General features: G+C 74.4%; 21 protein-coding genes. 8 read left to right on the top strand and 13 right to left on the bottom strand.

Annotation, left to right across the window (positions count from 1 at the left end; all coding sequences use genetic code 11):
• Positions 1-744: 744 nt before the first annotated feature.
• The 6 genes from ACWDVW_RS28080 to ACWDVW_RS28055 all read right to left on the bottom strand — a co-directional run bounded on the left by ACWDVW_RS28080 (position 745) and on the right by ACWDVW_RS28055 (position 6,663).
• On the bottom strand, positions 745-1,443 hold the full coding sequence (locus tag ACWDVW_RS28080; RefSeq protein WP_449954664.1) for a hypothetical protein: 699 nt from the start codon (positions 1,441-1,443) through the stop codon (positions 745-747).
• A gap of 205 nt (positions 1,444-1,648) precedes the next feature.
• Positions 1,649-2,755 (bottom strand): DUF3626 domain-containing protein, encoded by a 1,107-nt coding sequence (locus ACWDVW_RS28075; RefSeq protein ID WP_449954662.1) that lies wholly within the window; start codon positions 2,753-2,755, stop codon positions 1,649-1,651.
• A gap of 84 nt (positions 2,756-2,839) precedes the next feature.
• On the bottom strand, positions 2,840-3,469 hold the full coding sequence (locus ACWDVW_RS28070; RefSeq protein ID WP_449954659.1) for an MBL fold metallo-hydrolase: 630 nt from the start codon (positions 3,467-3,469) through the stop codon (positions 2,840-2,842).
• The gene (locus tag ACWDVW_RS28065) at positions 3,469-4,554 is read right to left on the bottom strand and encodes an S-(hydroxymethyl)mycothiol dehydrogenase (protein WP_396752652.1); all 1,086 of its coding nucleotides are present in this window, start codon (positions 4,552-4,554) and stop codon (positions 3,469-3,471) included. The genes ACWDVW_RS28070 and ACWDVW_RS28065 overlap by 1 nt, the downstream gene beginning before the upstream one ends.
• The gene (locus ACWDVW_RS28060; RefSeq protein ID WP_449954656.1) at positions 4,551-5,975 is read right to left on the bottom strand and encodes an MFS transporter; all 1,425 of its coding nucleotides are present in this window, start codon (positions 5,973-5,975) and stop codon (positions 4,551-4,553) included. Before ACWDVW_RS28060 ends, ACWDVW_RS28065 begins: the two co-directional genes overlap by 4 nt.
• Before the next feature lie 25 nt (positions 5,976-6,000).
• The gene (locus ACWDVW_RS28055; RefSeq protein WP_449954653.1) at positions 6,001-6,663 is read right to left on the bottom strand and encodes a GntR family transcriptional regulator; all 663 of its coding nucleotides are present in this window, start codon (positions 6,661-6,663) and stop codon (positions 6,001-6,003) included.
• Positions 6,664-6,792: 129 nt separating this feature from the next.
• Here ACWDVW_RS28055 and ACWDVW_RS28050 point away from each other — a divergent pair, with 129 nt between their 5' ends.
• A complete protein-coding gene (locus ACWDVW_RS28050) occupies positions 6,793-7,950 on the top strand; it encodes a low temperature requirement protein A (protein WP_449954650.1) in 1,158 nt (385 codons plus the stop codon).
• On the opposite strand, the gene ACWDVW_RS28045 is transcribed toward ACWDVW_RS28050, so the two are convergent.
• The 3 genes from ACWDVW_RS28045 to ACWDVW_RS28035 all read right to left on the bottom strand — a co-directional run bounded on the left by ACWDVW_RS28045 (position 7,901) and on the right by ACWDVW_RS28035 (position 11,001).
• Positions 7,901-8,788 (bottom strand): SDR family NAD(P)-dependent oxidoreductase, encoded by an 888-nt coding sequence (locus ACWDVW_RS28045; protein WP_449954647.1) that lies wholly within the window; start codon positions 8,786-8,788, stop codon positions 7,901-7,903. The two genes, ACWDVW_RS28050 and ACWDVW_RS28045, sit on opposite strands and share 50 nt — an antisense overlap.
• On the bottom strand, positions 8,781-10,262 hold the full coding sequence (locus tag ACWDVW_RS28040) for a flavin-containing monooxygenase (protein ID WP_449954644.1): 1,482 nt from the start codon (positions 10,260-10,262) through the stop codon (positions 8,781-8,783). Before ACWDVW_RS28040 ends, ACWDVW_RS28045 begins: the two co-directional genes overlap by 8 nt.
• 79 nt (positions 10,263-10,341) lie before the next feature.
• Positions 10,342-11,001 (bottom strand): phosphotransferase, encoded by a 660-nt coding sequence (locus ACWDVW_RS28035; protein ID WP_449954641.1) that lies wholly within the window; start codon positions 10,999-11,001, stop codon positions 10,342-10,344.
• A gap of 105 nt (positions 11,002-11,106) precedes the next feature.
• Here ACWDVW_RS28035 and ACWDVW_RS28030 point away from each other — a divergent pair, with 105 nt between their 5' ends.
• The 4 genes from ACWDVW_RS28030 to ACWDVW_RS28015 are packed head-to-tail and all read left to right on the top strand — an operon-like array spanning position 11,107 to position 17,124.
• The gene (locus ACWDVW_RS28030; RefSeq protein ID WP_449954638.1) at positions 11,107-11,730 is read left to right on the top strand and encodes an ATP-binding cassette domain-containing protein; all 624 of its coding nucleotides are present in this window, start codon (positions 11,107-11,109) and stop codon (positions 11,728-11,730) included.
• Entirely contained in the window at positions 11,727-13,007 is a 1,281-nt protein-coding gene (locus ACWDVW_RS28025) for an extracellular solute-binding protein (RefSeq protein WP_449954635.1), read from the top strand. Before ACWDVW_RS28030 ends, ACWDVW_RS28025 begins: the two co-directional genes overlap by 4 nt.
• Positions 13,004-14,761 carry an ABC transporter permease subunit gene (locus ACWDVW_RS28020; RefSeq protein ID WP_449954633.1) on the top strand — a complete coding sequence of 586 codons (1,758 nt, stop codon included), beginning with the start codon at positions 13,004-13,006 and terminating at the stop codon, positions 14,759-14,761. The genes ACWDVW_RS28025 and ACWDVW_RS28020 overlap by 4 nt, the downstream gene beginning before the upstream one ends.
• Positions 14,758-17,124, top strand: coding sequence for a hypothetical protein (locus tag ACWDVW_RS28015; RefSeq protein WP_449954630.1), 2,367 nt, complete (start codon positions 14,758-14,760; stop codon positions 17,122-17,124). The genes ACWDVW_RS28020 and ACWDVW_RS28015 overlap by 4 nt, the downstream gene beginning before the upstream one ends.
• Before the next feature lie 31 nt (positions 17,125-17,155).
• Here the strand turns inward: ACWDVW_RS28015 and ACWDVW_RS28010 are convergent, their stop codons facing one another.
• On the bottom strand, positions 17,156-17,758 hold the full coding sequence (locus tag ACWDVW_RS28010; protein WP_449954628.1) for an MBL fold metallo-hydrolase: 603 nt from the start codon (positions 17,756-17,758) through the stop codon (positions 17,156-17,158).
• 9 nt (positions 17,759-17,767) lie between these two features.
• Positions 17,768-18,325: a MarR family winged helix-turn-helix transcriptional regulator gene (locus ACWDVW_RS28005; protein WP_449954625.1), complete on the bottom strand. Its 558-nt coding sequence runs from the start codon at positions 18,323-18,325 to the stop codon at positions 17,768-17,770.
• A 107-nt stretch (positions 18,326-18,432) separates the two neighbouring features.
• On the opposite strand from ACWDVW_RS28005, the gene ACWDVW_RS28000 reads away from it, so the two are divergent.
• Both ACWDVW_RS28000 and ACWDVW_RS27995 read left to right on the top strand, forming a co-directional pair.
• On the top strand, positions 18,433-20,040 hold the full coding sequence (locus ACWDVW_RS28000; protein WP_449954622.1) for an LLM class flavin-dependent oxidoreductase: 1,608 nt from the start codon (positions 18,433-18,435) through the stop codon (positions 20,038-20,040).
• A gap of 151 nt (positions 20,041-20,191) precedes the next feature.
• Complete coding sequence (locus tag ACWDVW_RS27995; protein ID WP_449954676.1) at positions 20,192-21,028, top strand: pentapeptide repeat-containing protein; 837 nt, start codon at positions 20,192-20,194, stop codon at positions 21,026-21,028.
• On the opposite strand, the gene rnhA is transcribed toward ACWDVW_RS27995, so the two are convergent.
• Together rnhA and ACWDVW_RS27985 are read right to left on the bottom strand one after the other, a co-directional pair.
• Positions 21,025-21,504, bottom strand: coding sequence for a ribonuclease HI (gene rnhA, locus ACWDVW_RS27990; protein ID WP_449954620.1), 480 nt, complete (start codon positions 21,502-21,504; stop codon positions 21,025-21,027). The two genes, ACWDVW_RS27995 and rnhA, sit on opposite strands and share 4 nt — an antisense overlap.
• A gap of 140 nt (positions 21,505-21,644) precedes the next feature.
• Positions 21,645-22,889 carry a lycopene cyclase family protein gene (locus ACWDVW_RS27985; RefSeq protein ID WP_449954618.1) on the bottom strand — a complete coding sequence of 415 codons (1,245 nt, stop codon included), beginning with the start codon at positions 22,887-22,889 and terminating at the stop codon, positions 21,645-21,647.
• Positions 22,890-23,013: 124 nt separating this feature from the next.
• Between ACWDVW_RS27985 and ACWDVW_RS27980 the strand changes: the two genes are divergently transcribed.
• A complete protein-coding gene (locus tag ACWDVW_RS27980) occupies positions 23,014-24,126 on the top strand; it encodes a serpin family protein (RefSeq protein ID WP_449954615.1) in 1,113 nt (370 codons plus the stop codon).
• Positions 24,127-24,224 lie beyond the last annotated feature (98 nt).

The raw sequence follows: 24,224 nt of genomic DNA, 5'->3' as shown, positions 1-24,224 counted from the left end.
GCCAGACCAGCAACACCGAGAACACTCTTACGCAGCAGCTTCGAGTTCATGAGACAGCTCCATTCGGGGGTAGACGCCACCAGCCCAAGGGGGGAACGGACAGGCAACGCGAACGCCGTCAGGCGCTAACAAGAAGAGGGGGAACGACGCACCAGATCCGAGGCGGATTCACCGGGTCTTCGGCGTCGGGTCAATGCACAACCACCTGCCGGGGCGGACCATTCCCCGAGGGGGGGATATCGGGGAGGCTCTTGCGGCGTCGGGATCACAACCACCGACCCGGCCGCATCATTCCCCGGGGATATCCGCGAGCCCTCGCGGCGCCGGGACCAGATACAACGACCGACCGAGCCAGATCATTCCGGCATCCGCCCGCCACCCACCAGCGGGGTGAGGTCCTGCTCGGTCAGCCACCGGGTTACAACGCCACCGACCCCACCCCGATTCCGCCCCGCACCCGCCCACCCGAACCCGAAAACCGGACATCCGGCCACGTCCGGCACGGACCTACCCTCAGCTTCCCGGGTAGCGGCTTGATCTGCCTCGCCCCGCCGCTTTCCTTGTTGACCAAGGAGTTTTGGTGCGGACACGACAGACATGCCGACTCAAACTTCTTGATCAACAAGGAGAGCGGCGGACGCGGGCGCGGGAGGCGAGCGCGGGCGCGGGACGGGCGCGGGGTGGGCGCGGTGGGGATGGGGGCGGCCGGCCCCTTGGTGGGGCCGGCCGGGGTGTCGGAGGGTGTCACCAGAGTTGGGTGACGATGTCCGCCGACTGCTCCTCCCACTGCGCGTAGTGGAACGGGTACGCCGACACCTGCACCGTCTGTGCGGCCGTGGTCAGCGGCAGGTCCTGCCAGCCGCCGACGTTCTTGAGGGCCTCGAAGAACACCGTCGAGGAGTACTCGGGGTCGGTGATCTGGTCCACGCTGCCCCAGCCGGTGGACGGGCGCTGCTGGAACAGGCCCTGGGAGTCGTGGTCGTTGTACGCGCCCAGGTGGCCGAGGTTGTAGAGCTTCGACTCCTGGAGTGCGGTGGCGATGCCGATGACCGCGCCCCGCTCGCCGACGCCGGTCTCCTTGGCGACCTCGATGATGGTCTTGGCGTTTTCGCGCTGCGCGTTGTCGAGGGGAACCCGCGACTGGGCGCCCTGCACCCCGTGCGGGATGAGGTCGTCGCGGCTGGGCTTGCCGGCCCGGGGCTTGTCGGTGCTGCCGCCGGTGGTCAGGCCGGACTCGACGGTGACGCCGCTGGAGTTGCGGCCGGTGGCCTTGTCGATGGCGGCCACGGCGCCCTGGTGCGGGCCGGCGGTGATCGGCGCGGCCACGGCGGTGGGGCCGAGGGCCAGCCCGGCGAGGGCGGTCACGCCCACCACGCTCAGAGTGGTCTTCCGGTTCGGGTTCGTCGCGATGGCCGGGAGCCATCGAGTGAAGTCCAGCTTCACGATGGTTGCCCTTTCGATCGTACGAGCCGCTCGGGGTGAGCCGCTCTCGGGGGAACTGCCGCCGGTCGGGGTGTGGATGCCGGCGCTATGGGGAACACAACCCGCCCGACGTGTCGGTCATTCCGGGCATGCGCGAGATGCCCGGAGGCGTGACCCGGGTCACGCGCGGAATCCGGACCGCCGGTGCCAGACCCGCACAGAAGACTCAGACGTCGTACGGGGTGCCGAAGCGGACCAGGACGTGCCAGAGCTGCTTGAGGTGTTGCAGCGTCTCGGCCGTGGACCCGCGATCGGCCCAGCGGCCGGGGTCGGTGACCACCGAGGCGGCGGCCCGACCGATCAGCGCGGCGTGCACCGGCTCCCCCGACCCGGCGAACTCGGCGTGCACCCGGGCGGCCAGCGGCGGGATGGCCGGCCCCCGGAACTCGGCGTCGACCCGGTCCACCGGCAGGGCGAACCCCGCGTGCCAGCGCAGCGGGAAGCCGTAGCGCTCGGCGGCGGACGCGAGGGTGACGCCGGTCGCGGTGCCCCGGAACGATGGGTCGACCACCAGTTCGCGTACGTCCCGGGCCAGCGTGACCGGCCCGTGCACCTGCGCCTCGACGTAGTCGTCCAGGGCCCGGCCGGCGCTGCGGGACACGGTGTCGGCGTCCCCACGGCGGCGCAGCAACTCCTCGACCAGAGTCAGCACGTCCGTGCCCGGCCGCCCCAGGGTGATGCCGGTGTCGACGGTCGCCGTGAGCAGCGCCGCCAGCACCGGTTCGACCACGTCGACGGTGCCGACGTCCCGTGGGCCGAGGTGGCTGTCGCCGAGACAGAACGTGGTGCGGGTCAGCACCTCGGGGCGCAGCCGCAGGTGGCACGAGCCGAAGCGCGGGCACGCGCCGTCCGGGTGGTCGAGCAGGTTCAGGCCGCCGTACTTCGGGCGGTCCGCCGGGCGTACACCCGGTCGCTGGTACGCGCCGCCGAACAGTCGCCGTTCCCAGCGGTCCCGGTCGCCGCCCGGGTACGCGCTGAGCCCGCCGTTGGAGATGCCCGTCTCGAACTGGCTGCGGTAGACGCCCTCGGTGGCGAGCGCCTCGGCCACCGTCCGCCCGTCGGCGAGCAGTCGGTCGGGGTGGAAGTTGAGCGTCACGCGCCCGGCCCGGCCGAACGCGGACACCAGGCGTTCCGGATCCTGCCGGACGCCGCTGCCGGCCAGCGCCCGACCGATCCGGGCCAACGCGGCGGGACGGTCACCCGACGCCACCTGCCGGACGTGGCGCAGCGCCGCACTCTGGGCGGCGGTCAGCGCGGCTCGCGGGACGGACATCCGCCGAGTGTGGCCAGGCCGACGGGCCGACGCCAACTCGTACCCGGCCGCAGGGGCGGCGAGGACGCCCCTGCGGCCGTCGGGTCAGTGGCCCCGGGCCAGCCACTCGGGAAGCTGGGGGGCCTCCGCGCCGATGGTGGTGCTGTCGCCGTGGCCGGTGTGCACCACGGTCTGCGGCGGCAGCGTGAGCAGCCGGTCCCGGATCGAGTCGACGATGGTGCCGAAGTCGCTGTACGAGCGGCCGGTGGCACCCGGTCCGCCGGCGAACAGGGTGTCGCCGGTGAACACCACGTCGAGGTCGGCGGCGTACAGGCAGCAGGCGCCGGGGCTGTGCCCGGGGGTGTGCAGCACGGTCAACGTGGTGCCGCCCGCCGTGATCGCCTCGCCGTCGGCGAGCGCTCCGCCGGGTGCCTCGTCGGGGTGCACCATGTCCCAGAGCACCCGGTCGGCGGGGTGCAGCAGCACGGGCGCGCCGGTGACGCGGGACAGCTCCGGGGCGACACGGACGTGGTCGTCGTGGGCGTGGCTGGCGATGATCGCGGTGACCCGGCGTCCGGCCACCACGGCGAGGATCGCGTCCACGTCGTGCGGGGCGTCGACGACGACGCACTCGGTGTCGTCGCCGACGACCCAGACGTTGTTGTCGACGTCGAAGGTCTGCCCGTCCAGCGAGAAGGTGCCGGAGGTGACGGTGTGGTCGATCCGGGCGGCCATCAGAAGACCACCACCGAGCGGAGGACGTCGCCACGGTGCATCCGGGCGAACGCCTCCTCGACGCCGTCGAGCGGGATCTCCTCGGTGACGAAGGCGTCCAGGTCGAGGCGCCCCTGGAGATAGAGCTCGGTCAGCATCGGGAAGTCGCGGCTGGGCAGGCAGTCGCCGTACCAGCTCGACTTGAGCGCCCCGCCCCGACCGAAGACGTCCAGCAGGGGCAACTCGATCCGCATGTCGGGGGTGGGTACGCCGACCAGCACGACGGTGCCGGCCAGGTCGCGGGCGTAGAAGGCCTGCTTCCAGGTCTCCGGACGGCCGACGGCGTCGATCACCACGTCGGCGCCGAAGCCGCCGGTGGCGGCCTGGATCTCGGCCACCGGGTCGGACTCGGAGGCGTTGACGGTGTGGGTGGCGCCGAAGCGGCGGGCCCAGTCGAGCTTGCGGGAGTCGGTGTCCACCGCGATGATCGTCGTCGCGCCGGCCAGGGCGGCACCGGCGACCGCGGCGTCCCCGACGCCCCCGCAGCCGATCACGGCCACCGAGTCGCCCCGGGTCACGTTGCCGGTGTTCATGGCCGCGCCGAGACCGGCCATCACGCCGCAGCCGAGCAGCCCGACGGCGGCCGGCCGGGCCGCCGGGTCCACCTTGGTGCACTGGCCGGCGTGCACCAGTGTCTTCTCGGCGAACGCGCCGATGCCCAGGGCCGGGGCGAGTTCGGTGCCGTCGACCAGGGTCATCTTCTGCGCGGCGTTGTGGGTGGCGAAGCAGTACCAGGGGCGGCCGCGCCGGCAGGCCCGACAGACGCCGCAGACGGCCCGCCAGTTGAGGACCACGAAATCGCCCGGCGCGACCGCGTCGACTCCGGCACCGACCTGTTCGACGATGCCCGCCGCCTCGTGGCCGAGCAGGAACGGGTAGTCGTCGTTGATGCCGCCCTCGCGGTAGTGCAGGTCGGTGTGGCAGACCCCGCAGGACTGCACGCGTACCACCGCCTCGCCGGGCCCCGGGTCGGGTACGACGATGTCGGTGACCTCGACGGGCGCGCCCTTGCTGCGCGAGATGACTCCCTTGACCTGCTGGCTCACGCTCTCCTCCTCGTCCGCACCGACGCGAAGCGCCGCCGCCGTTGCGCCGCGACGTCGCCGGTCGGACGGCGACGCCCGCGATCACTCCCGCTGGCGAACCTACCGGTGGGCGGGCGGGTCGGCACAGCTTCGGCGCGGGTTGCCGTCGGTCGGTGCCCGCCCTGGTCACGGCGGGCGGCGTTGCGCCAGCGCACCACCTGCACTACGCCGACCGCCCAGAGCACGTACTGCGCCGAGAAGGCCCAGCGGTACGCGGTCAGGTCGGGGGCGGCCTGACCCGCCGGGGTGACCAGGTCCAGCACCACCCCGACGGTGAGCACCAGCGTGATCGAGGCGACGAAGCCGCCGACGTTGACGATCCCGGCGGCGCTGCCGAGGCGGCTGACCGGGTTGAAGGTCCGGGCGTAGTCGAGGCCGATCATCGAGCCGGGGCCGCTGAGGGCCAGCACCAGCACCAGCGTGACGAGCAGCCAGCCGGGTGCCCGGCCCGGCCAGGCGAGCAGCACCGTCCAGACGGTGGCGGTGACGCCGACGACGGTGAAGACCAGCACCGAGCGGTGCTGCGGGTGGCGGGCGCACAGGTGCGCGACCAGCGGCGCGGTCAGCAGCATCCCCAACGTCAGGACGGTGAGCAGGGAGGCCGCCGCGGTCGGGCTGAGCCCCTGTCCCTGCACCAGGAACGGGAAGCCCCAGAGCAGGGCGAAGACGGTGCCGGAGAACTGGGTGACGAAGTGGGTCCAGAGTCCGAGCCGGGTGCCCGGGTGCGCCCAGGCGGCGGCGAGTCGCCCACCGCCGGGGGCGGGGGTGGGTACGGCGGGCCGGTGCGGGGTGTCCCGGACGGCGGCGACCGTCACCAGCAGCACGGCCGCGCCGCCGCCGGCGGCGGTGAGGAAGGCGGTGGTCCAGCCGGTGTGGTGCAGCAGCGTCACCAGCGGTACGGCGGCGAGGACCGCGCCGAGCTGGCCGAGCGTGCCGGTCAACTGGACCAGCAGCGGGTTGCGGCGGCCCGGGAACCAGAACGCGATCAGGCGCAGCACGCTGATGAAGCTCATCGCGTCGCCGAGACCGATCAGGACGCGGGCCGCCACGGCCAGGCGTACGTCGGTGACCAGGGCGAAGGCGAGCTGACCGGCGACCATCAGGACGCCGCCGGTGATCAGGAGCCGGCGCGAGCCGTACCGGTCGAGGAGCATCCCGACCGGCACCTGCATCACCGCGTACACGGCGAGTTGGGCGACGGTGAGAGTGGCCAGGGTGGCGGCGCTGATGTCGAAGCGCTGCGCCGCCTCCACCCCGGTCACGCCGAGGGAGGTGCGGTGGAAGATCGACGCGATGTACGCGCTGAGCGCCACCGCCCAGACCAGCACGGCCCGGGCGGGCGGCGCCGGAAGCGGGGCCGCCCCGATGCTGGACGCGCTCACGAGGAGGAACCGGTATGCGGCGCCATCACCGGGGACCCAGGAACACGCGGGCAGAGGTGTCGATGTGCGCGGCCACGGCGGCCACCCATGCCTGCGGGTCGTCGCCGTCGAGGGCGTCGAGTTGTGCGGCGTGCTCGGTCAGGGCCGCCTCGGCCCAGCGGGGCGAGAGCCGGAAGCTCGCCTCGCCCATGCGGACCTGCCGGTCCCGCAGCCGTTGGTACAGCTCGGCGAGGATCTCGTTGCCGGCGGCGTCGACCACGGTGGCGTGGAACGCCCGGTCGGCGGCCATCAGGGCGGTCAGGTCACCGGCGGCGTGCGCGACGCGCATCTCGGCGAGCCGGTCGGCCAACCGGTCACGGATCTCGGCGCGTCGGGGCCAGATCCGCTCGGCGGCGTGCACCTCGACCAGTCGACGGGCCTCCACCACGTCGGCGATCTCGCGGGCGGACACCGGCAGGATCAACGCGCCGCGCTTGGGATAGAGGCGGACCAGCCCTTCGGTCTCCAGGCGCAGCAGCGCCTCCCGGACCGGGGTCCGGGACACGCCAGTCGCCTCGGCGATCTCCCCCTCGCTGACCAGGGCACCGCCGGGGTGCAACTGCTCCAGGATGGCGCGTTTCAGGTGGTGGTAGGCCCGTTCGGCGGCGGACGGCGCGGCGACTCGACCGGCCACCGAGGGATGCGTCATGTATCTATCATGCGTCCCTCGACCGTCCTCGATGCGACCGGGGTGTCGGCGCGGGCTTCGCCAACCGGACCCGGGTCGGCACGCGACGCACCTATGGTGTGGCTGAGGACGCCGCGAGGGAGAGCGCCCGTGGTCACCGCCAGCCCGTCCGTCCGACCGTGGTACCGCCCGATGCGGCCCCGCCGCCGCGACGAGCCACACCGCGCGGCCACCAACCTGGAACTCTTCTTCGACCTCTGCTTCGTGGTCGCGGTGACGCAGGCCGCGGGCGCGCTGCACGACGCGCTGGCCGAGGGCCGCCCCGCCCACGCGGTGCTCGCCTACCTGCTGGTGTTCTTCGCCATCTGGTGGGCCTGGATGAACGTCACCTGGTTCGCCTCCGCCTACGACACCGACGACGACGTCTACCGGCTCACCATCCTGGTGCAGATCGCCGGTGCGCTGATCCTCGCCGCCGGAGTGCCCGAGGCGTTCGCGTCGGCCGACTTCGCGACCGTGACCATCGGGTACGTGGTGCTGCGGCTGGCCGCCGTCGCGAACTGGCTGCGGGCCGCCGGGGGCGACCCGGCCCACCGGCGCAGCGCCCTGCGGTACGCGACCGGGGTCACCGTGGTGCAGGTCGGCTGGCTGCTGCGGCTGCTCGTGCCGCCCGAGCTGGGTCTGCCGTCGTTCCTGCTGTTGATCCTCGCCGAGTTGCTGGTGCCGGCGCTGGCCGAGCGCACCGGGACGACCCCGTGGCACCCCCGGCACATCGCCGAACGGTACGGGCTGTTCACCCTGATCGTGCTCGGCGAGGTGGTGCTGGCCGTCACCGTGGCGGTGCAGACCGGGGTGGACGCCGGTGACGACGGTCTGTGGCCGGTGGCGGGGGCGGGCGCCGCGATCGTCTTCGCGCTCTGGTGGCTCTACTTCGACCGGCCGGTGGACGTGCCCACCCGGCTGCGCCGCGCGCTGTCCTGGGGCTACGGGCACTACGTCGTGTTCGCCGGGCTCGCCGCCGTCGGCGCGGGCCTGGCGGTGACGGTCGACCACCGCCGCCACCCCGACCAGGTCGACGGGCTGCTGACCGGGTACGCGGTGGCCGTACCGGTGGCGGTGGTCCTGCTGGTGCTCTGGGGGTTGCGGATCCTGGCGTACCGGCGGCGGACGGTCCGGGTGGCGATCCCGGTGACCGCGACGGCGGTGTTGCTGACCCCGCTGGTCCCGGCCTCGGTGTACCTGGTGGCGCTGCTGCTGGTCAGCCTGGTGGCGGTGACCCGGTGGCCGTCGGCGCGGACACCGCGCTAGTGCGGGCGGTCCGGCCCCGGGTGCCGAGGGCGGTCAGCAGGCGGCCGTGACCGACCGGCGCGACCCGGGCCATCAGGTCCGGCAGCCGGGCCGACCAGCCGATCAGGACCCGGCCCCGGCGGCGGGCCACCCCGCGCAGCACCGCCTCGGCGGCGGTCTGCGGGGCGATGGTGAGCAGCCGCTCGAACCGCTGCCGGCCCACCTCGTACTCGGACCGGTCGACGCCGCTGCCCACCCGGGCGTCGCGGGCGATGCGGGTGCGGATGCCGCCGGGGTGCACGCAGGTCACGCCGATGCCGTCGGCGGCGAGTTCGTGGCGCAGCGCCTCGGTGAAGCCGCGCACGGCGAACTTGCTGGCCGCGTAGGCGACCTGCCCGGGCGGGGCGATCAGGCCGAAGAGACTGGAGACGGTGACCAGGTGCGCCCCGGGCGCGGCCTTCAGCGCGGGCAGCAGGGCGTGGGTCAGCTGCGCCACGGCCCGGAAGTTGACCTCCATCACCCAGCCGAACTCGTCGAAGGTCACCTCGTCGAAGCGCCCGCCGAGCGCCACCCCGGCGTTGTTGACCAGCAGTCGGATCGCCGGATGCCGGTCCCGGACCTGTCCGGCGACCGCCCCGGTGGCCGCCGCGTCGGCCAGGTCGACCACGTACGTGTCGACCGCCCGTCCGGGGTGTGCGGCGCGGACGGCGTCGGCCACCGCGTCGAGCCCGGCGGCGTCGCGGTCCAGCAGGACCAGTGCCGCGCCGCGCCGGGCCAGGCCGTGGGCCAGCGCCGCCCCGATGCCACCGGCCGCGCCGGTCACCACGGCGGTGCCGTCGGTGAAGTCGAACCTACGCATCGACGGCACTCCCCCGTGGCGCGCCGGCCGCGTCGAAGCGGACCCCGGCGTCGGTGACCCGCCCGTAGCGCAGCATCAGCAGGTCACGCGGATAGTTCTGGTGCAGCCGCCAGGGTGGGCGGTGCCCCTGCGACGGCAGGTGCGCAAGGCCACGGCGGACGTACCCGGAGGTCAGGTCGATCAGCGGCGCCCGCCGCCCGTCGGGCGGGGCGAGCGGGGTGACCACCCGGGTCCCGGTGCGGTCCAGGTGGCGCAGCAGCCGGCACACGTACTCGGCGACCAGGTCGGACTTGAGCGTCCAGGAGGCGTTGGTGTAGCCGAGCGTCATGGCGAAGTTCGGCACGCCGGAGAGCATCATGCCCTTGTAGGCGACGGTGGCCGGCAGGTCCACGTCGGCGCCGTCGACCCGCAGCGTCATGCCGCCGAGCGCGAGCAGGTCGAGCCCGGTGGCGGTGACCACCACGTCGGCCGCCAGTTCCGCGCCGCCGGTGAGCCGGACGCCGTGCGCGGTGAACGTCTCGACGGTGTCGGTCACCACGCTGGCCCGCCCGGCGGACAGGGCGTCGAACAGGTCCCCGTCGGGCACCACGCAGAGCCGCTGGTCCCACGGGTCGTAGCGCGGCGTGAAGTGGCGGTCGACGTCGTACCCGGCCGGCAGCCGTCGGGTCACGGCCCGCCGCAGCAGCGCGCGGACCAGCCCGGGCGCACGCCGGCTGAGCTGGTAGGTGGCGGCGGTGGCCAGCACGTTCTTCGACCGGATCAGCGGGTACGCCAGGCGGGCGGGCAGACGTCGTCGCAGCGTGTCGGCGAACGCGTCGCGGGCGGGCAGCGCCAGCACGTACGTCGGGGACCGTTGCAGCATGGTCACGTGGGCGGCCCGCCGCGCCAGCGCCGGGACCAGCGTGACGGCGGTGGCGCCGCTGCCGATCACCACCACGGTACGACCCGAGTGGTCGAGGTCGGCCGGCCAGTGCTGCGGGTGCACGATCCGCCCGGCGAACCGCTCCTGCCCCGGGAAGTGCGGGGCGTGTCCGGCGTCGTAGCGGTAGTAGCCGGTGCAGGCGTACAGGAAGTCGCAAGTGAGCACCGTGGTGTCGGCGGTGTCGGCGCGCTGGACGTGCACCGTCCAGCGGGCCTGCTCGCTGTCCCACTCGGCGCGGACGACCCGGTGCCGCAAGCGGATGTGCCGGGTCACGTCGTACGCGTCGGCGGTGCGCCGCAGGTAGTCGAGGATGGTGCGGCCCTCGGCGATCGCGGTCGGGGCGGTCCACGGCGCGAAGGAGTAGCCGAGGGTGAACATGTCGGAGTCCGAGCGCACCCCGGGGTAACGGAACAGGTCCCAGGTCCCGCCGAGGTCGTCGCGGGCCTCCAGCACGGCGTACGTCTTGTCCGGGCAGCGACGGCGCAGGTGGCAGGCGGCGCCGATACCGGAGAGCCCGGCGCCCACGATGAGCACGTCGACATGGTCGGACATCGGCTCGCCTCCCGCTGGCCTGCTGGTGCCCCGGACCCTACCGGGCGGCGTGCCCGGCCCCGGGGGTGCCGCTGGTCGGCTACCGTCCGGCAGCGGCGAGCAGCGCCGCGGCCGGGACGAGCAGGGCCCGTTCGGTGGCGCTCTGGGTGGGGTCGGCGCGGCGTCGCGCCACGGCCGCGTCGACCAGCGGTACGGCGTGACCGTGGATCGCGCGCAGGTAGGCGTGCAGCAGGTCGCCGGCCTCGGCGGCCACCGGCTGGTCCCGGTCCACGGCGACCTGGGCGAGGATCAGGGCGGTCATCGCCACGTCCAGCCCCGGCGCGCCGTGCCGCACGTTACGCCAGTCGATGAGCACCGGCCCGGACGGGTCGAGGACGACGTTGTCCGGATGCAGGTCCAGGTGCAGGATCCGTGCGCCGGCTGCCGCGTCGGGCAGTGCCGCGACGGCGTGCAGGCGACGGTGCAGGTCGGCCAGGACCGCAGCGGCCGCCTCGACGTCGATCCCACCGGTGAGCAGGGCGTGCAGCATGGTCGGACCGGACAGGCGCCGCATGACCAGGTCGGTGCCGTCGGCGTGATGCACCCGGGGCACCGGGAAGCCGGCCGCGTACAGGTGGGCCATGAACCGGGCCTCGACGGTCACGTCGCCGCCGTCCCGGTAGCGGCGCAGCACCCGCGCGGAGTCCAGCGCGAACACGTCGGCTTCCCGGCCGGAGGCCAGTGGGATCGGGTCCGTCACGACAGCGACGGTAGCCCGTCGGCAGGCCGCTCCACGGTGGACCGCCGGGGACACCGTGCGTGGTCGACCTGTGTCACTCTGAACGGCGACGGTAGTCCGGAGGTGATGGTCACGTTACGCACGCAGGACCTCGTCGCCGTGCCGGACGTCCCACCGCTCGACGTCGAGGTGCCGATCGGGACGACGACGGCGCTGGTCGCCGAGCCCGGCGTGGGCACCGCCCTGGCCCGGGTGGTGGTCGGCCTGGTCGCGCCGATCAGCGGCCGGATCCTGGTCGGCGAGCGGGACGTCACCGATCTGCCGCCGCCGCGTCGGCGCATCGGGTACGTGCCGGCCGGCGGCGCCCTGCTGCCGCACCTGACCGTCGCCGGCAACATCGCCTACGGTCAGCGCCGCCGCCAGCGGGTCCACGACGTCGCCGACGACTGGGCGTCCACCCTGGTCAGACGGCTCGAACTCGCGCCGACCCTGGGGCTGCGCCCGCACCAGGTCTCCCAGGCGCAGCGGTTCCGGGTCGCCCTCGCGCGGGCCATGGCGTGTCTGCCCGAGGTGCTGGTGGTCGACCTGCCCACCCCGGTCGACGGGGTTCGGCTCACCCCACTGCTCGACCGGCTGTCCCCACCGGACTCCCCCGGCGTCACGGTGCTGCTCTGCACGGGGCACCCCGAGGTGCTGACCGAGGTGTCCGCACAGGTCCGGGTGGGGGCCGCCGACGAGGCACCGGCGTGAACCCGGCCGGGCGGCTGCGCCGTCGTACCCTGCTGCGGGCCGCCGTGACGGCGACCGTGGCCGGCGCCGCCGGCTGCGCGCGAGGCCCCCGCCCGGTGCAGGTGGCGGTGGTGTGGAGCGGCACCGAGCTGGCCCGGTTCCGCGAGGTGGTCGACGGCTTCCCCGACCCGGTCCGGGTGATCGGGGTGGGCAACGACATCGACGCCTTCCTGACCGCCCGGATGCTCGCCGGCACCAGCCCCGACGTGGCGATCCTGCCCCGGCCGGGGCTGATCGTCGAGTACGCCCGCCGGGGGTGGCTCGACCGGGTCGCCCCGGCCAGCAGCTACCTGGCGCCGACCGGGATGGCCGACCTGCTCACCGTCGACGGGCACCGGTACGGCCTGTGGATCAAGGCGGCGCACAAGTCGCTGTTCTGGCACTTCCCGTCGACGCTGGCGGAGCCGCCCCGCACCTGGGACGCGCTGGTCGAGACGACCCGTCGGCTCGGGGCACGGCACCGGGCCGACGAGGGCCCGGCGCCGCTGGCGATCGGTGCCGCCGACGGGTGGGTGCTCACCGACTGGTTCGAGAACTCACTCGCCGACATCGCCACTCCCGGCCGCTACGAGGCGCTGGCCCGAGGCGAGGCCGACTGGCAGGACCAGCCGGTACGCGACGCTCTCGACCGGCTCGCCGAGCTGTGGAGCGTCGACGGCGCGTTCCCCGGCGGCGGTCGACGCGCCCTGCTCACCCAGTTCGAGGAGTCGGTGATCCAGGTGGCGCACCACCGGGCCGCCGTCATGGTGTTCGAGGCCGACTTCGTCGACGGGGTGGCCGCCCGATTCCGGCGCGGCACCGAGCCGCTGGTCACCTTCCGGTTCCCCGGTTCGCGGGTGGCCGACCAGCCGCTGATCGTCGGCGGCGACGCGGCGGTCGCCTTCGCCGGCTCGACCTCCGGGGTGGAGCTGGTGCGCTGGCTCAGCGACGCGTCGGCGTTCCGGCCCTGGTTGGAGGCCGGCGGCTACCTCTCCCCCAACCTGGTGGTGCCGGTGGCCGGTTACCGCGACCCGCTGCGTCGGCGGCTGGCTGCGGAGTTCCGGGCCGTCGAGGCGCTGCGCTACGACCTCTCGGACCGGCTGCCGGGCACCTTCACCGGCACCGACGGCGTCGGGATCTGGCGCATCATGCAGGACTTCTTCATGGACGTGACCGACGGGGTGGCCGCCCGGGAGGCGGTCCGGCGGGCCACCGGGCAGCTCGTCGAGGCGGCCCGGGCGGCGAGGAGCGGACGATGAGCCGCGAACCCCTGCTCGGTCAACTCGCCCTGCTCGACGACGTGGGACCGCCCCGGCGCGGGCGCGCGTACCCGGCGACCGGCGCCACCTGGGCGCTGCTCGCCCCGGCCGGGCTCCTGCTCGGTGGGCTGCTGGCCTGGCCGGTGCTGCGGACGGTGCAGGCCAGCGTCACCACCGACGGGCGGTGGGTGGGCGCCGAGCACTACCGGGCCGCCCTCACCGCGCCCGGTGCCGGTGCCGCGGTGGGCCGGACCGTGCTCTGGGCACTGCTGGTGCCGACCGTGGTCACCGTCCTGGGGTACCTGCTCGCCGCCGCCTCACGCCGTTCCCAGGAGGGCTGGCTGGTCCGGTTCATCCTGGTGGTGCCGACCGCGTTGCCGCTGGTGGTCACCGGGGTCACGTTCCGGCTGCTCTACGACCCGGACCCGCAGCGGGGTCCGGTCACCCTGCTGCTGGCCCGGTTGACCGGCGCACCCGAGCAGGTGCCGCACCTGCTCGGGCCACGGCTGGTGACGGTGGCGGTGATGTCGGCGTTCGTGTGGGCCTGGGTCGGGCTCGCCGTGCTGGTGTTCCGGGCCGCACTCGACACCGTGCCCGCCGACCTGGTCGACGCGGTACGCGCCTTCGGCGGCTCCCGGCGCGACGTGTTCTGGGACGCCCAGTGGCGACCGCTGATGCTGCGTACGGTGGCGGTGGTCTTCGCCCTGGTCGCCGTCGGCACCAGCCGCACCTTCGACCTGATCCTGGTGATGACGCCCGGCTCGGTCCGGGACGAGGCGTCGGTGCTGGCGCTGCGGATCTGGCAGACGTCCGGGGCGACGACCACCGGGCAGGGCGCCGCCCTGGGGGTGATCTGGCTGGTCGCGGTGACCGCCGGCATGCTCGTGGTGGCGATGTTCATCCGGCAGGCGTGGCCCCCGCCACCGCAGCCGGCCGCGCCCGCCCCCGCGCCACCGCAGCGACGACTGGTCCGCCTGCTCGCTGCGGGGGCCGCCGTGGCGTGGCTGCTGCCGCTCGGGGTGCTCGCGGCCACCTCGTTGCAGAGCCCGGTGCGGGCGGCCACCGACGCCTGGTGGTCCGGGCCACCGGGTCTCGACTCGTACCGGGCGGTGCTCGGCGGGGCGGGCCTGTGGCGCAGCCTGGGCTTCACGCTGGTGCTGGCCCTGGTCGTCACCGCCGTCGTGCTCTGCGTGGCACTGCTGGCCGCGTACCCGCTGGCCTGGCTGGCCGGGCCGCCCGCCCAGGCCGTCGGACTGGTGCTGCTGGCCGCCGCGGTGGTCCCGGTGCAGGTCGTCGCGGGGCCGATCAACGAGGTGCTCGGGGTGGCGCAATCCTCCGGCACCGCACGCGGACTGGCGCTGGTGCACATCGCGCTGGGGGTTCCGTTCGCCGTGCTGGTGCTGCGCAACGCCTTCGCCGATCTGCCCGCCGACCAGGTCCGGGCCGCCCACCTCGGCGGGCGTCACCTGTGGGACACGCTGCGCCGGCTGGCCCGCCACCACCGCACCGCCGTGGTGGCGGTGGCCGTGCTGGAGTTCGTCCAGGTGTGGAACGACCTGGTGGTGGGTCTGCTGTTCAGCGGTCCGGGCGCCACCCCGCTCGGCTGGTTCCTGGCCGAGCAGACCCGGGGTTTCGTGACCGCCAGCGGCACGCTGTCGGCCGGATCGGTGCTCGCCTCGATCCTGCCGGTGCTGGTGTTCGTGCTGGGCCGTCGACACATCGTCGCCGGACTGGTGGCCGGAGGCGTCCGGTGACCGGCCCGAGCCGGCCCACCCGGCGACCTCGCCTGCTCAGCGTGCTGCTGGCCCTCGGCGGAGTGCTCGGCGCCGGGGTCAGCGCGCTGCTCGGCAACATCACCGGCAACCTGCTCTCCGAGCTGTCCGTCACCGCCCTCGGCTCGGCCAGCCTGGGTCTGGCGGCGCTCGGCGTGGCCGCCTCCTTCCTGGTGGAGTGGCGACGTCGGCAACGGACGCCGCCGGCCGACGACCACGCCGGTACCCCGTCGACCGTCAACGCCCCCACCCTGCCCCGGTCGGGCGGGTTCACCGGACGCCCCGGACAGGCGGAGGCGGTGGTCGCGCTGCTCGACCCGAAGCACGCGGTGGCGGTGGTGGGTCGGCGGGGCATCGGCACCTCCTGGTGCGCGATCAGGGCCGCCGACCTGTGCAAGGACCGGTTCCCCGACGGGCAGTACTACCTCGACCTGCGCCGAGGTGGCCGGGCACGGTCGCCCCGGGAGGTCCTCACCGCGTTGGCCCGCATCCTCGGCACCGCTCCACCGGGCTCGGGACGCGCCGACGACCTCGCCGACGCCGCGGACGCGCTGCGCGGCCAGGTCGACGGCCGCAAGGTCCTGCTGGTGCTGGACAACGTGGACAGCCCGGCTCAGGTCCGCGCGCTGCTGCCGCCGACCACCCGGGTCTGCCAGCTCCTGCTGGCCGGCACCGGACGGCTCGCCGCGCTCAACGGGGTGGCGCCCTACGGGCTGGAGGAGCCCACCGCGCACGACGCGGTGGAGGTGTTCGCCGTCGCCGCCGCCGGGGCGCACCGACCGCCCCGCGACGACCCGCGCCTGGACCCCGACGTCCACGCGATCGTGGCGCTGTGCGGCCGCCAGCCCCGTGCCGTGACCGCTCTGGGTCGACAGACCACCAACCACGGCTGGCGACACGCCGACGTGCTGCGCGCGCTGCGCCGTGCCGCCGACACGCCGCCGCACCAGCGGGTCGACTTCTCGCCGATGGCCGAGCTGGTCGTCGTTGCGGACACCGCGTACCACGCGCTCGGCGACGAGGCACGGCGGCTGTGGCGGCTGATGGCGCTCAGCCCGGTGCCGTTGGACCGGCCGAGCATCGCCGCGCTGGCCCGACGCCGCCCGGACCGGGTCGCCGCGCTGATCGACGAGCTGGCCGACGGCGCCTTCGTGGCCGCCGCGCCCGGCGACCGGTACGAGGTACGGGACCTGCTCGCCCCGTACGCCCGGATGCACCTGCGGGCGACGGTGCCGGTGCGCCGCCGGGTGAACGCCCAGGCGCGGCTGACCCGGCACCTGGCCCGCCGGGCCGAACGGCAGGTGACCGCGCTGGCGGCGACCGGCCCGGCGGAGGCGGACCGGCGGTTGCCCACCGTCGACCCGTACGACTGGTTCACCCTGCACCAGGACCTGCTGCTGGCCGTGGTCAAGGTGCCGGCCGGCGCGGTGCAGGCGCTGCCCCGGCGGGTCCGGGGCTGGTGGTTCCGGTTGGCGGTGGCGTCGTGCGGGTGGCTCGCCCATGCCGAGCGGCGCGACGAGTGGGAGGACCTGTGCCGGACGGTGCTGGCCAACCCGACCGCCCGGCAGCGGCCGGAGATCGCCGGTTGGGCCCACAACCAACTGGGCGTGGTGCTGCGGCACCGGCACGACCCGCACGGCGCGATGGCCGAGCTGAGCCTGGCGGTGACCGCGCAGGGACGCCGGGACACCGCCCAGGCCCGGATGAACCTCGGCCTGGCCCTGCTGGACCTGGGGCGGCTAGACGAGGCCGTCGCCCATCTGGAGTTGTCCCGTCGGCACCGGGCCGGCGGTGACCGCGCCGGGCAGGCCCTCAGCGACCTGGGGCTGGGTGCGGCACGGCTGGCGCGCGGCGACCGGGAGACCGCCCACGACCTGCTGGTGCGGGCGGCGAACACGTTCCGCTCGCTGGGCGACTCGCGCGGCTACGCGGCGGCGCTGACCAACCTCGTCCTGGTGCACGCCGCGATGGGCGAGTACCTGGACGCGGCCCAGGCGTGGCGGGCCGCGCTGCGCGAGTACGAGACGGTCGGCGATCCGACCAACCGGGCGGCGGCGCTGCTCAACGCGGGGGCGGCGCTGCTCGGCACCACACCGGGCCAGGCCGACCAGGCGTCGGCGTGGCTGACCGAGAGCCTGCGGTTGCGCGAGGGGGGCCGGGTCGACGCCGGGTTGGGGCGGACGCTGTTGCACCTGGGCGACGCGGAGGCCGCACGGGAGCGCCACGACGTCGCCCGCCGACACTGGATCGACGCGTCGGCGGTCTGCGAGTCGGTCGGCGACGAGGACGGCCAGCGGGCGGCCGACGATCGCCTGGCCGGCGCCCCCGGGCCGACGTCGGGTTGAGCCGGCGGGCGTGCGGGCAGCGCGCCGACGGTCAGGCGGTCTCGCCGGGGGCGAGGTACCGGTAGCCGGGGACGGTCTCGCTGAACCAGCCGTTCACGCTGGCCAGACCGCGTTCGTTGAGCTGCGCGTCGTGGATCGCGACGACCCGCTCCGCCTCGGCGGCGACGGCGAAGTCGATTGCCTCGGTCAGCTTCAGCCAGGACGCCTGCGCCGGGACCAGCAGGGTCCGCACCGGTCGGCCGGGCGGGTGCAGTGAGTCGCCCGGGTGGTAGACGTCGTCGCCGACCAGGTAACCGAGGTTGGCGCAGTCGGGCCGGCCACCGTGGATGGTGGCGTGTCGTCCACCGACCGCGGTCACCTCGAGGCCCGCGACGGTGAACCGGTCGCCGGCCCGGACCCGGGTCACCGGCAGCGGCGCAAGGTCCGGCAGCACGGCACCCTCCGGTGCGAAGACCGGCACCCCCAGCCCGGCCAGCCGCAGCACGTCGACGTGGTCGGTGTGCTCGTGGCTGACCAGCACCGCGTCCGCGCCGACCAGGGCACGCGGCTCGCTCCAGGTGCCGGGGTCGAGGACCAGGACGCCGCCGTCGTGTTCGAGCCGTACACAGGAGTGGGTGTACTTGGTGATCCGCACGACGTGACGCTATGCGGATCGGCCGCCGGGCGTGGTCCCACGACGGCGTCGGCGGCCGGACGGTTCGTCGGCTGCCGCCTCGACCGCCTGGCACAGGTCCACCAGCGGGTCGTCGGCCTGTGCCGCGCAGGCCACCTGCCTGAGCAGGTCCCGCATTTCGCCACGCTGCGCGGGGGTGAGCGCCCGGAGCAGTCGCGTCTCGACACCCGCCAGTGCCTCGCGCCGACGTCGGGCCGCGTCGCGTCCGGCGTCGGTGAGGGTGACCAGGCGGCTGCGACGGTCGGCGGGGTCGGGACGACGGACCACCAGCCCGTCGCGCTCCAGGTCGTCGATCAGGTAGGTGAGGACGGTGCGGTCGATGCCCACCTCCTCGGCGACGGCTCCCTGGTTGCGGGCGGGCTCCCGGTCGGCGGCGACAAGCACCTGATAGCCGCGCGGGCCGCCGGGCAGATCACCGGCGACGTGGTCGGCGGCGCGGATGTAGGCCCGGAAGACGACGCCGAGCATCCAACCGAGGTCGTCGGTGATCGGGTCGGTGCGGGGATCACTGGCCTGCGGACCGGTCATGCCCACAGATTAACCCAGATCACAGATTTTATTGGGCAAAGATGTTCTGCCCGCAATAACATCTGTGGCACGGGGTGATCACCCCGTGAACGGGAAGGAAGGCAGACATGAGCGACTACGGGCACCCCCTGACCTTCGGGTCGTTCCTGACGCCCGGCAACGCCGACCCCGCCGGGCCGGTCGGCCTGGCCATGCTCTCCGAGCAGGTCGGGCTGGACCTGGTCACCTTCCAGGACCACCCCTACCAGCCGGCCTTCCTGGACACCTGGACGCTGCTCAGCTTCGTCGCCGCGCGTACCGAACGGGTGCGGCTGGCCGCCAACGTGACGAACCTGCCGCTGCGACCGCCCGCCGTGCTCGCCCGCAGCGTCGCCTCCCTCGACCTGCTCAGCGCCGGTCGGATCGAACTCGGGCTGGGTGCCGGGGCGTTCTGGGACGCCATCGAGGCGATGGGTGGTCGACGTCTCACCCCGGGCCAGGGCGTCCGGGCCCTGGAGGAGGCGATCGAGATCATCCGTCAGATCTGGGACGCCGACGCCCGTGGCGGTGTCCGGGTCGACGGCGAGTTCCACCGGGCGTCCGGCGCCAAACGCGGTCCGGCGCCCGCCCACGACGTCGGCATCTGGCTCGGCGCGTACAAGCCCCGGATGCTCGCGCTGACCGGGCGGCGGGCCGACGGCTGGCTGCCCTCGCTGGCCTACCTGCAACCCGGGGACCTGGCCAAGGGGAACACGATCATCGACGACGCGGCCACCGAGGCCGGCCGGTCACCGGGCGACGTACGACGGCTGCTCAACGTCAACGGGCGGTTCGCGGCGACCGGTCGCGGGCCGCTGGACGGCCCGGCCGAGCAGTGGGCCGAGGAGTTGGCCGACCTCGCCCTGACCGACGGCGTCAGCACCTTCATCCTCGGCACCGACGACCCGGACGACCTGCGGCGGTTCGCGGCCGAGGTGGCTCCGGCCACCCGGGAGCTGGTCGCCGCCGAGCGCACCTCCGGTCGCGGCGACGGCACGCCCGCGCCGACCGACCGGATCGATCCGGCACCTGATCCGACCCCGGCCGCCACCGGCCGGACCGCCCGGCCGGCGCGCCCCCGGGCCGTGCTCGGATCGAGCGCCTTCGCCGTGGTGCCGACGCCCGACGACGGCGTACGCCGCAGCGACGTCCGGGTCTGGGACGAGTCGGCCCGCCCCACCGGCCCGGCACCGGACCCGACGCGCACCTACACGGCAGACGAGCAGGCCGGCGCCCAGCACCTGATCGACGTGCACGACGGCCTGCGCAGCGAGCTGGCCCAGATCCAGGACCTGATCGAGCAGGTCGCCGCCGGGCTGGTCGACGTGGGCACCGCCCGGTCCCACATCAACACCATGACCATGCGGCAGAACAAGTGGACGCTCGGCACCTACTGCGAGTCCTACTGCCGGGTGGTGACCACGCACCACACCCTCGAGGACCGTGCGCTCTTCCCGCACCTGCGCCGCACCGACGCGCGACTCACGCCGGTGATCGACCGGTTGGAGGCGGAGCACCACGCCATCCACGACGTGCTGGAAGGTGTCGACCGGGCACTGGTCGCGTTCGTCGCCACCGCGGACGGAACCGCCGAACTGCGTGCCGCCGTGGACCTGCTCAGCGACACGCTGCTGTCGCACCTGGCGTACGAGGAGCGGGAGCTGGTCGAACCGATCGCCCGCCTGGGCGCGCACTGACCGTCGGCGGGTCGCCATGCGGTGACGGAGCGACCGACGGGGGCGGGGACAATCGTGCTGTCGGGCGAGGCGGGGAGGTCGGGTGTCACAGTCCACGGGGTCGACCACGGCCGGTGCGGAGTCGCATCGCAACGGCGCGGACGACAGCCGGTTGCGGGCCGACTGTGCGCGATGCTTCGGGCTCTGCTGCGTGGCCCCGGCGTTCGCCGCGTCGGCCGACTTCGCGGTCGACAAGCCCGCCGGGCAGCCCTGCGGGCACCTGCGGACCGACTTCGCCTGCGACATCCACGTCGACCTGCGTGCTCGTGGCTTCCCGGGCTGCACGGTCTTCGACTGTCACGGGGCCGGCCAGCGCGTCGCGCAGGAGACCTTCGGCGGCCGGGACTGGCGGACCGCCCCGGAGACCGGACCACTGATGTTCGACGTCTTCGCGGTGATGCGTCCGCTGCACGAGCTGCTCTGGTACCTCACCGAGGCGTTGGCCCTGCGGCCACCCGCCGCGCTGCGCGAGGAGCTGGCCGCCGCGCTCGCCGAGACCGATCGGCTCGCCGGGGGCAGTCCGCAGGATCTGCTGGCCGTCGACGTCGAGACGCACCGGGGCCAGGTCAACCGGCTGCTGTCGCGTACCGGCGACCTGGCCCGGGCCCGGGGCGGCCCGCCGGGCGAGGACCGGCGCGGCGGCGTGCTGGTCGGCCGCGATCTGCGCCGGACCGACCTGCGGGGGGCGAACCTGCGCGGCGCGGTGCTGATCGGCGCGGACCTGCGCGGGGTGGACCTGGCCCGGGCCGACCTGACCGGCGCGGACCTGCGCGGGGCGGCGCTGGACGGAGCCGACCTGACCGGTGCGCTGTTCCTGCACCAGTCACAGGTCGACGCCGCGCGCGGCGACAGACGGACCCGGCTGCCGGACCGGGTGACCCGACCCGTGCACTGGTCGGCGCTGTCGCTGACCCCTCGTCCGGCGGGTCGCCGGCCGAGGCGACGCTAGCGGCGGGTCGCGGCGACGGCCGCCCGCGCCTCGGTCATCCCCTGGTTGGCCAGCGCGTCGGCCCGCTCGTTCTCCGGGTGCCCGTTGTGGCCCTTGACCCACAGCCAGGTGACCTGGTGCCGGGCGCAGGCCGCCTCCAGCCGCTGCCACAGGTCGGCGTTCTTCACCGGCTGCTTCGCCGCGGTCCGCCAGCCGTTGCGCTTCCACGAGGCCAGCCAACTGGTGATGCCGTTGCGGACGTACGTGCTGTCGGTGTGCAGCTCGACGGTGACCGGCCGGGTCAGGCTCTCCAGAGCCTCGATGGCGGCCATCAGCTCCATCCGGTTGTTGGTGGTCGGCGTCGCCTCACCACCACAGAGCTCCCGCTCGTGGGAGCCGTAGCGCAGCAGGACACCCCAGCCACCCGGGCCGGGATTGCCGCTGCACGCGCCGTCGGTCCAGATCCGCACCACCCGAACGGCCGCCTCGTCCACCATGGGGCAAACCTACCGAAGGCTCCCCCGGCGGCCGGGCCCGGCACCCCGCGCGACAGGCACCCGCGCGGCGGGCGAGCGCGGCGGGACGTGGGCGCTACCGGGCGGGTCAGTGCGGCGGGACGTCGACGCGACCGGGCGGGTCAGTGCGGTGGGGCCTCCGCGTCCGACGGGCCGACCACGGCGGGCGGGACGGTCCAGGCCGGACGGCGCCCCGGCGCGATCCGGTCGCGGAGCCGACCGGCCGCGTCGGCCACGCCGGCGGTCACCATCGGCAGCGTCCGGGTGGAGCGCATCACCGCCAGATCCTCGGCGCGGGTGGTGCCGCCGTCGAGGAACCGCAGCACCCGGGACGCCGGGTTACGGTCGAACAGCCGACCGAAGAACTCCGGACCACCGACCAGGTCCCGGTCCAGGGCCCGCAACGCCACCGCGTCCATCCAGCGGTGCCGAGGCGGGTACGCGGACGCCGGCACCGGGTCCCGCCCGGCGGCCAGCGCGCGGGCCACCTGCTCGGCCTGGCGGTGCATGGCGGAGAAGGTGAAGCCGGTCGACGGTCGGGTGGCGCCGCCGGCCGTGCCGAGCCGGACCACCCGGGGCGAGGGGCGAGCCACGAACGGCCCGTCGGTCATCGGGATGACGCCGTTCTCCACCTCGGTCACCGTGAGCCGGGCCGGGTCGAGCCCGAGCAGGTCCCGATAACCGTGAAGCGCCGTGTCGTACGCCGCCGAGGTGAGCAGGTCCGGTCCGAACTCGGTGTACTCGACGAGCGCGTACCGGCTGTCGACCGGCAACACGTAGCCGAACGAGACGCCCCGCGCCGGCTGCGGGGTGCGGAAGTCCATCAGCACGGCCCGTTCCGGGTCGAACACCGGCCGGTCCGCCGCCAGCCACCAGCCACGGAAGTGCTGCAACCAGTTCGTCCGACCAGGTCGTCGCGGTGGCCGGGGCCGGGAGTCCAGCACCCAGGCGGCGCGCAGCGGACCGTCGCCGGTACGCACCACCACCCGGTCACCCTCGTCGTGCACCTCCTCGGCACCGGCGACGACCCGGCGTACCCCGAGACGCCGTTCCGCCTCGGCGGCCCGGTCGTAGATCGGGCCGGAGCGCAGCATCGCGTACCGCAGGGGGGCCAGGTCCAGGGTGCGGTGCGTGCCGGGCGTGACCACCTCGACCTGCGTCCAGCTCGCCGTCAGCAGGTCGTCCAGGTCGTTGCCGGGCTCGTCCCAGAACGCCCAGGTGCGGTCCTGGCCGCGCCGGTGCACCGGGTCGATGACGGCGATCCGCAGGTCGCGTACGCCGTGCCGGGCCAATGCGGCCAGCACCAGCGAGGCGGCACCGCCCCCGCCGACCAGGGCGAGGTCGACGTCGACCGGCGCGGAACTCATCCGGTCACGCTGTCACACCGACCGTGCCGTGGTGGTGTCAGGCCCCGAACCGGGGCGGCGCGACGGTCGATAGGGTCACCGGACCGGCGCGTCACCGTGCCACGTGCCGTCACCGGAGGACGTCATGAGTACCCGCGCCGCGAACGCGCTCACCGCCCGCTGGACCGCCACCCTGGACGACGAGGCCACCGTGCTCTCCGGCGCGGGCGTGCATCCGCTGCTGGCGCTGCTCGCCCGGTACGCGGACGGGCCGGCCCGGACCGAACTGTCGGCCGTGGTCGGCGACCCGACGGACGTGGACCTCACCGACTCCCCGAGCACCCGGATGGCGCTCGGTTTCTGGTCGCGACGCGGCCTGGCGCTGTCCGAACGGTGGCGCACCGAGGTGCCGGCCGCCCTGCGCGGCGAGCTGACCGGGGACGAGACCGTCGACCAGGCGGCGCTGGACGCGTGGGCGGCCGCGCAGACCGACGGTCGGATCACCGCCATGCCCGTACGCGCCAGCAGCGGGACGGCGATGGTCCTGGCCAGCGCGTTGTCGGTGCTCACCACCTGGAAGCAGCCCTTCCACCGCACGCCATGCCGACCCACCGACGGGCCCTGGGCCGGGCAGGATCTCGCCGGGCTGCGCCGACGCGGCCGCGACCTGCACGCCCTGCGGGTGGTCGACGCCGCCTGCGGGCCGGTGAGCCTGCTGACGGTCGAGGGCGCCGAGGACGTCGACGTCGTCCTCGCCCTCGGTCCCGCCGGACACGGTCCCGCCGAGGTGCTGCCCGCCGCGATCGGCGCACTCGACGGCGAGGTCCCCGCCCTGCCGCTCACCGCCGGGCCGGGCGTGACCGAGCAGATCGTCGACGCCTCGGACGCCACCCCGGAGTTGAGTGTCTCCACCGTCGCGTTCACCGTCGACGCCGCCCACGACCTGCTGCGACAGCCCGGCCTGTTCGGGTTGACGGCGGCGACCGACGCCAGTGGAGACCACTTCCCCGGCATCACCGAGCGGCTGTACGTGGCGCAGGCCGTCCAGAACGCCACCGCCACGTTCAACGCCACCGGCTTCTCCGCCGCCGTGGTGACGGCGTTCGCGATGCGGGCCGGTGCGATGCGACCACCCGTCACCGTACGCAAACGGCTGGTCAGTCTGACCGTCGACCGACCGTTCGGCTTCGTCGCCGTACACCGACCGACGAACCTCGTCCTCGTCACCGGCTGGGTCACCCACCCCGCCGCGACATAGGGGTGGGGTGTAAGGAGGGGTCCCCTGCTAACGCCTGGTGTATAGGAAGGGACCCCTCCTAACATCTCCCCACCACCGCAGACGCCGCCGGCCGGCAC

Source organism: Micromonospora sp. NPDC003241 (assembly GCF_053589795.1).
The sequence above is the reverse complement of the archived record's forward strand: the minus strand, read 5'-3'. Positions and strand labels throughout refer to the sequence as shown.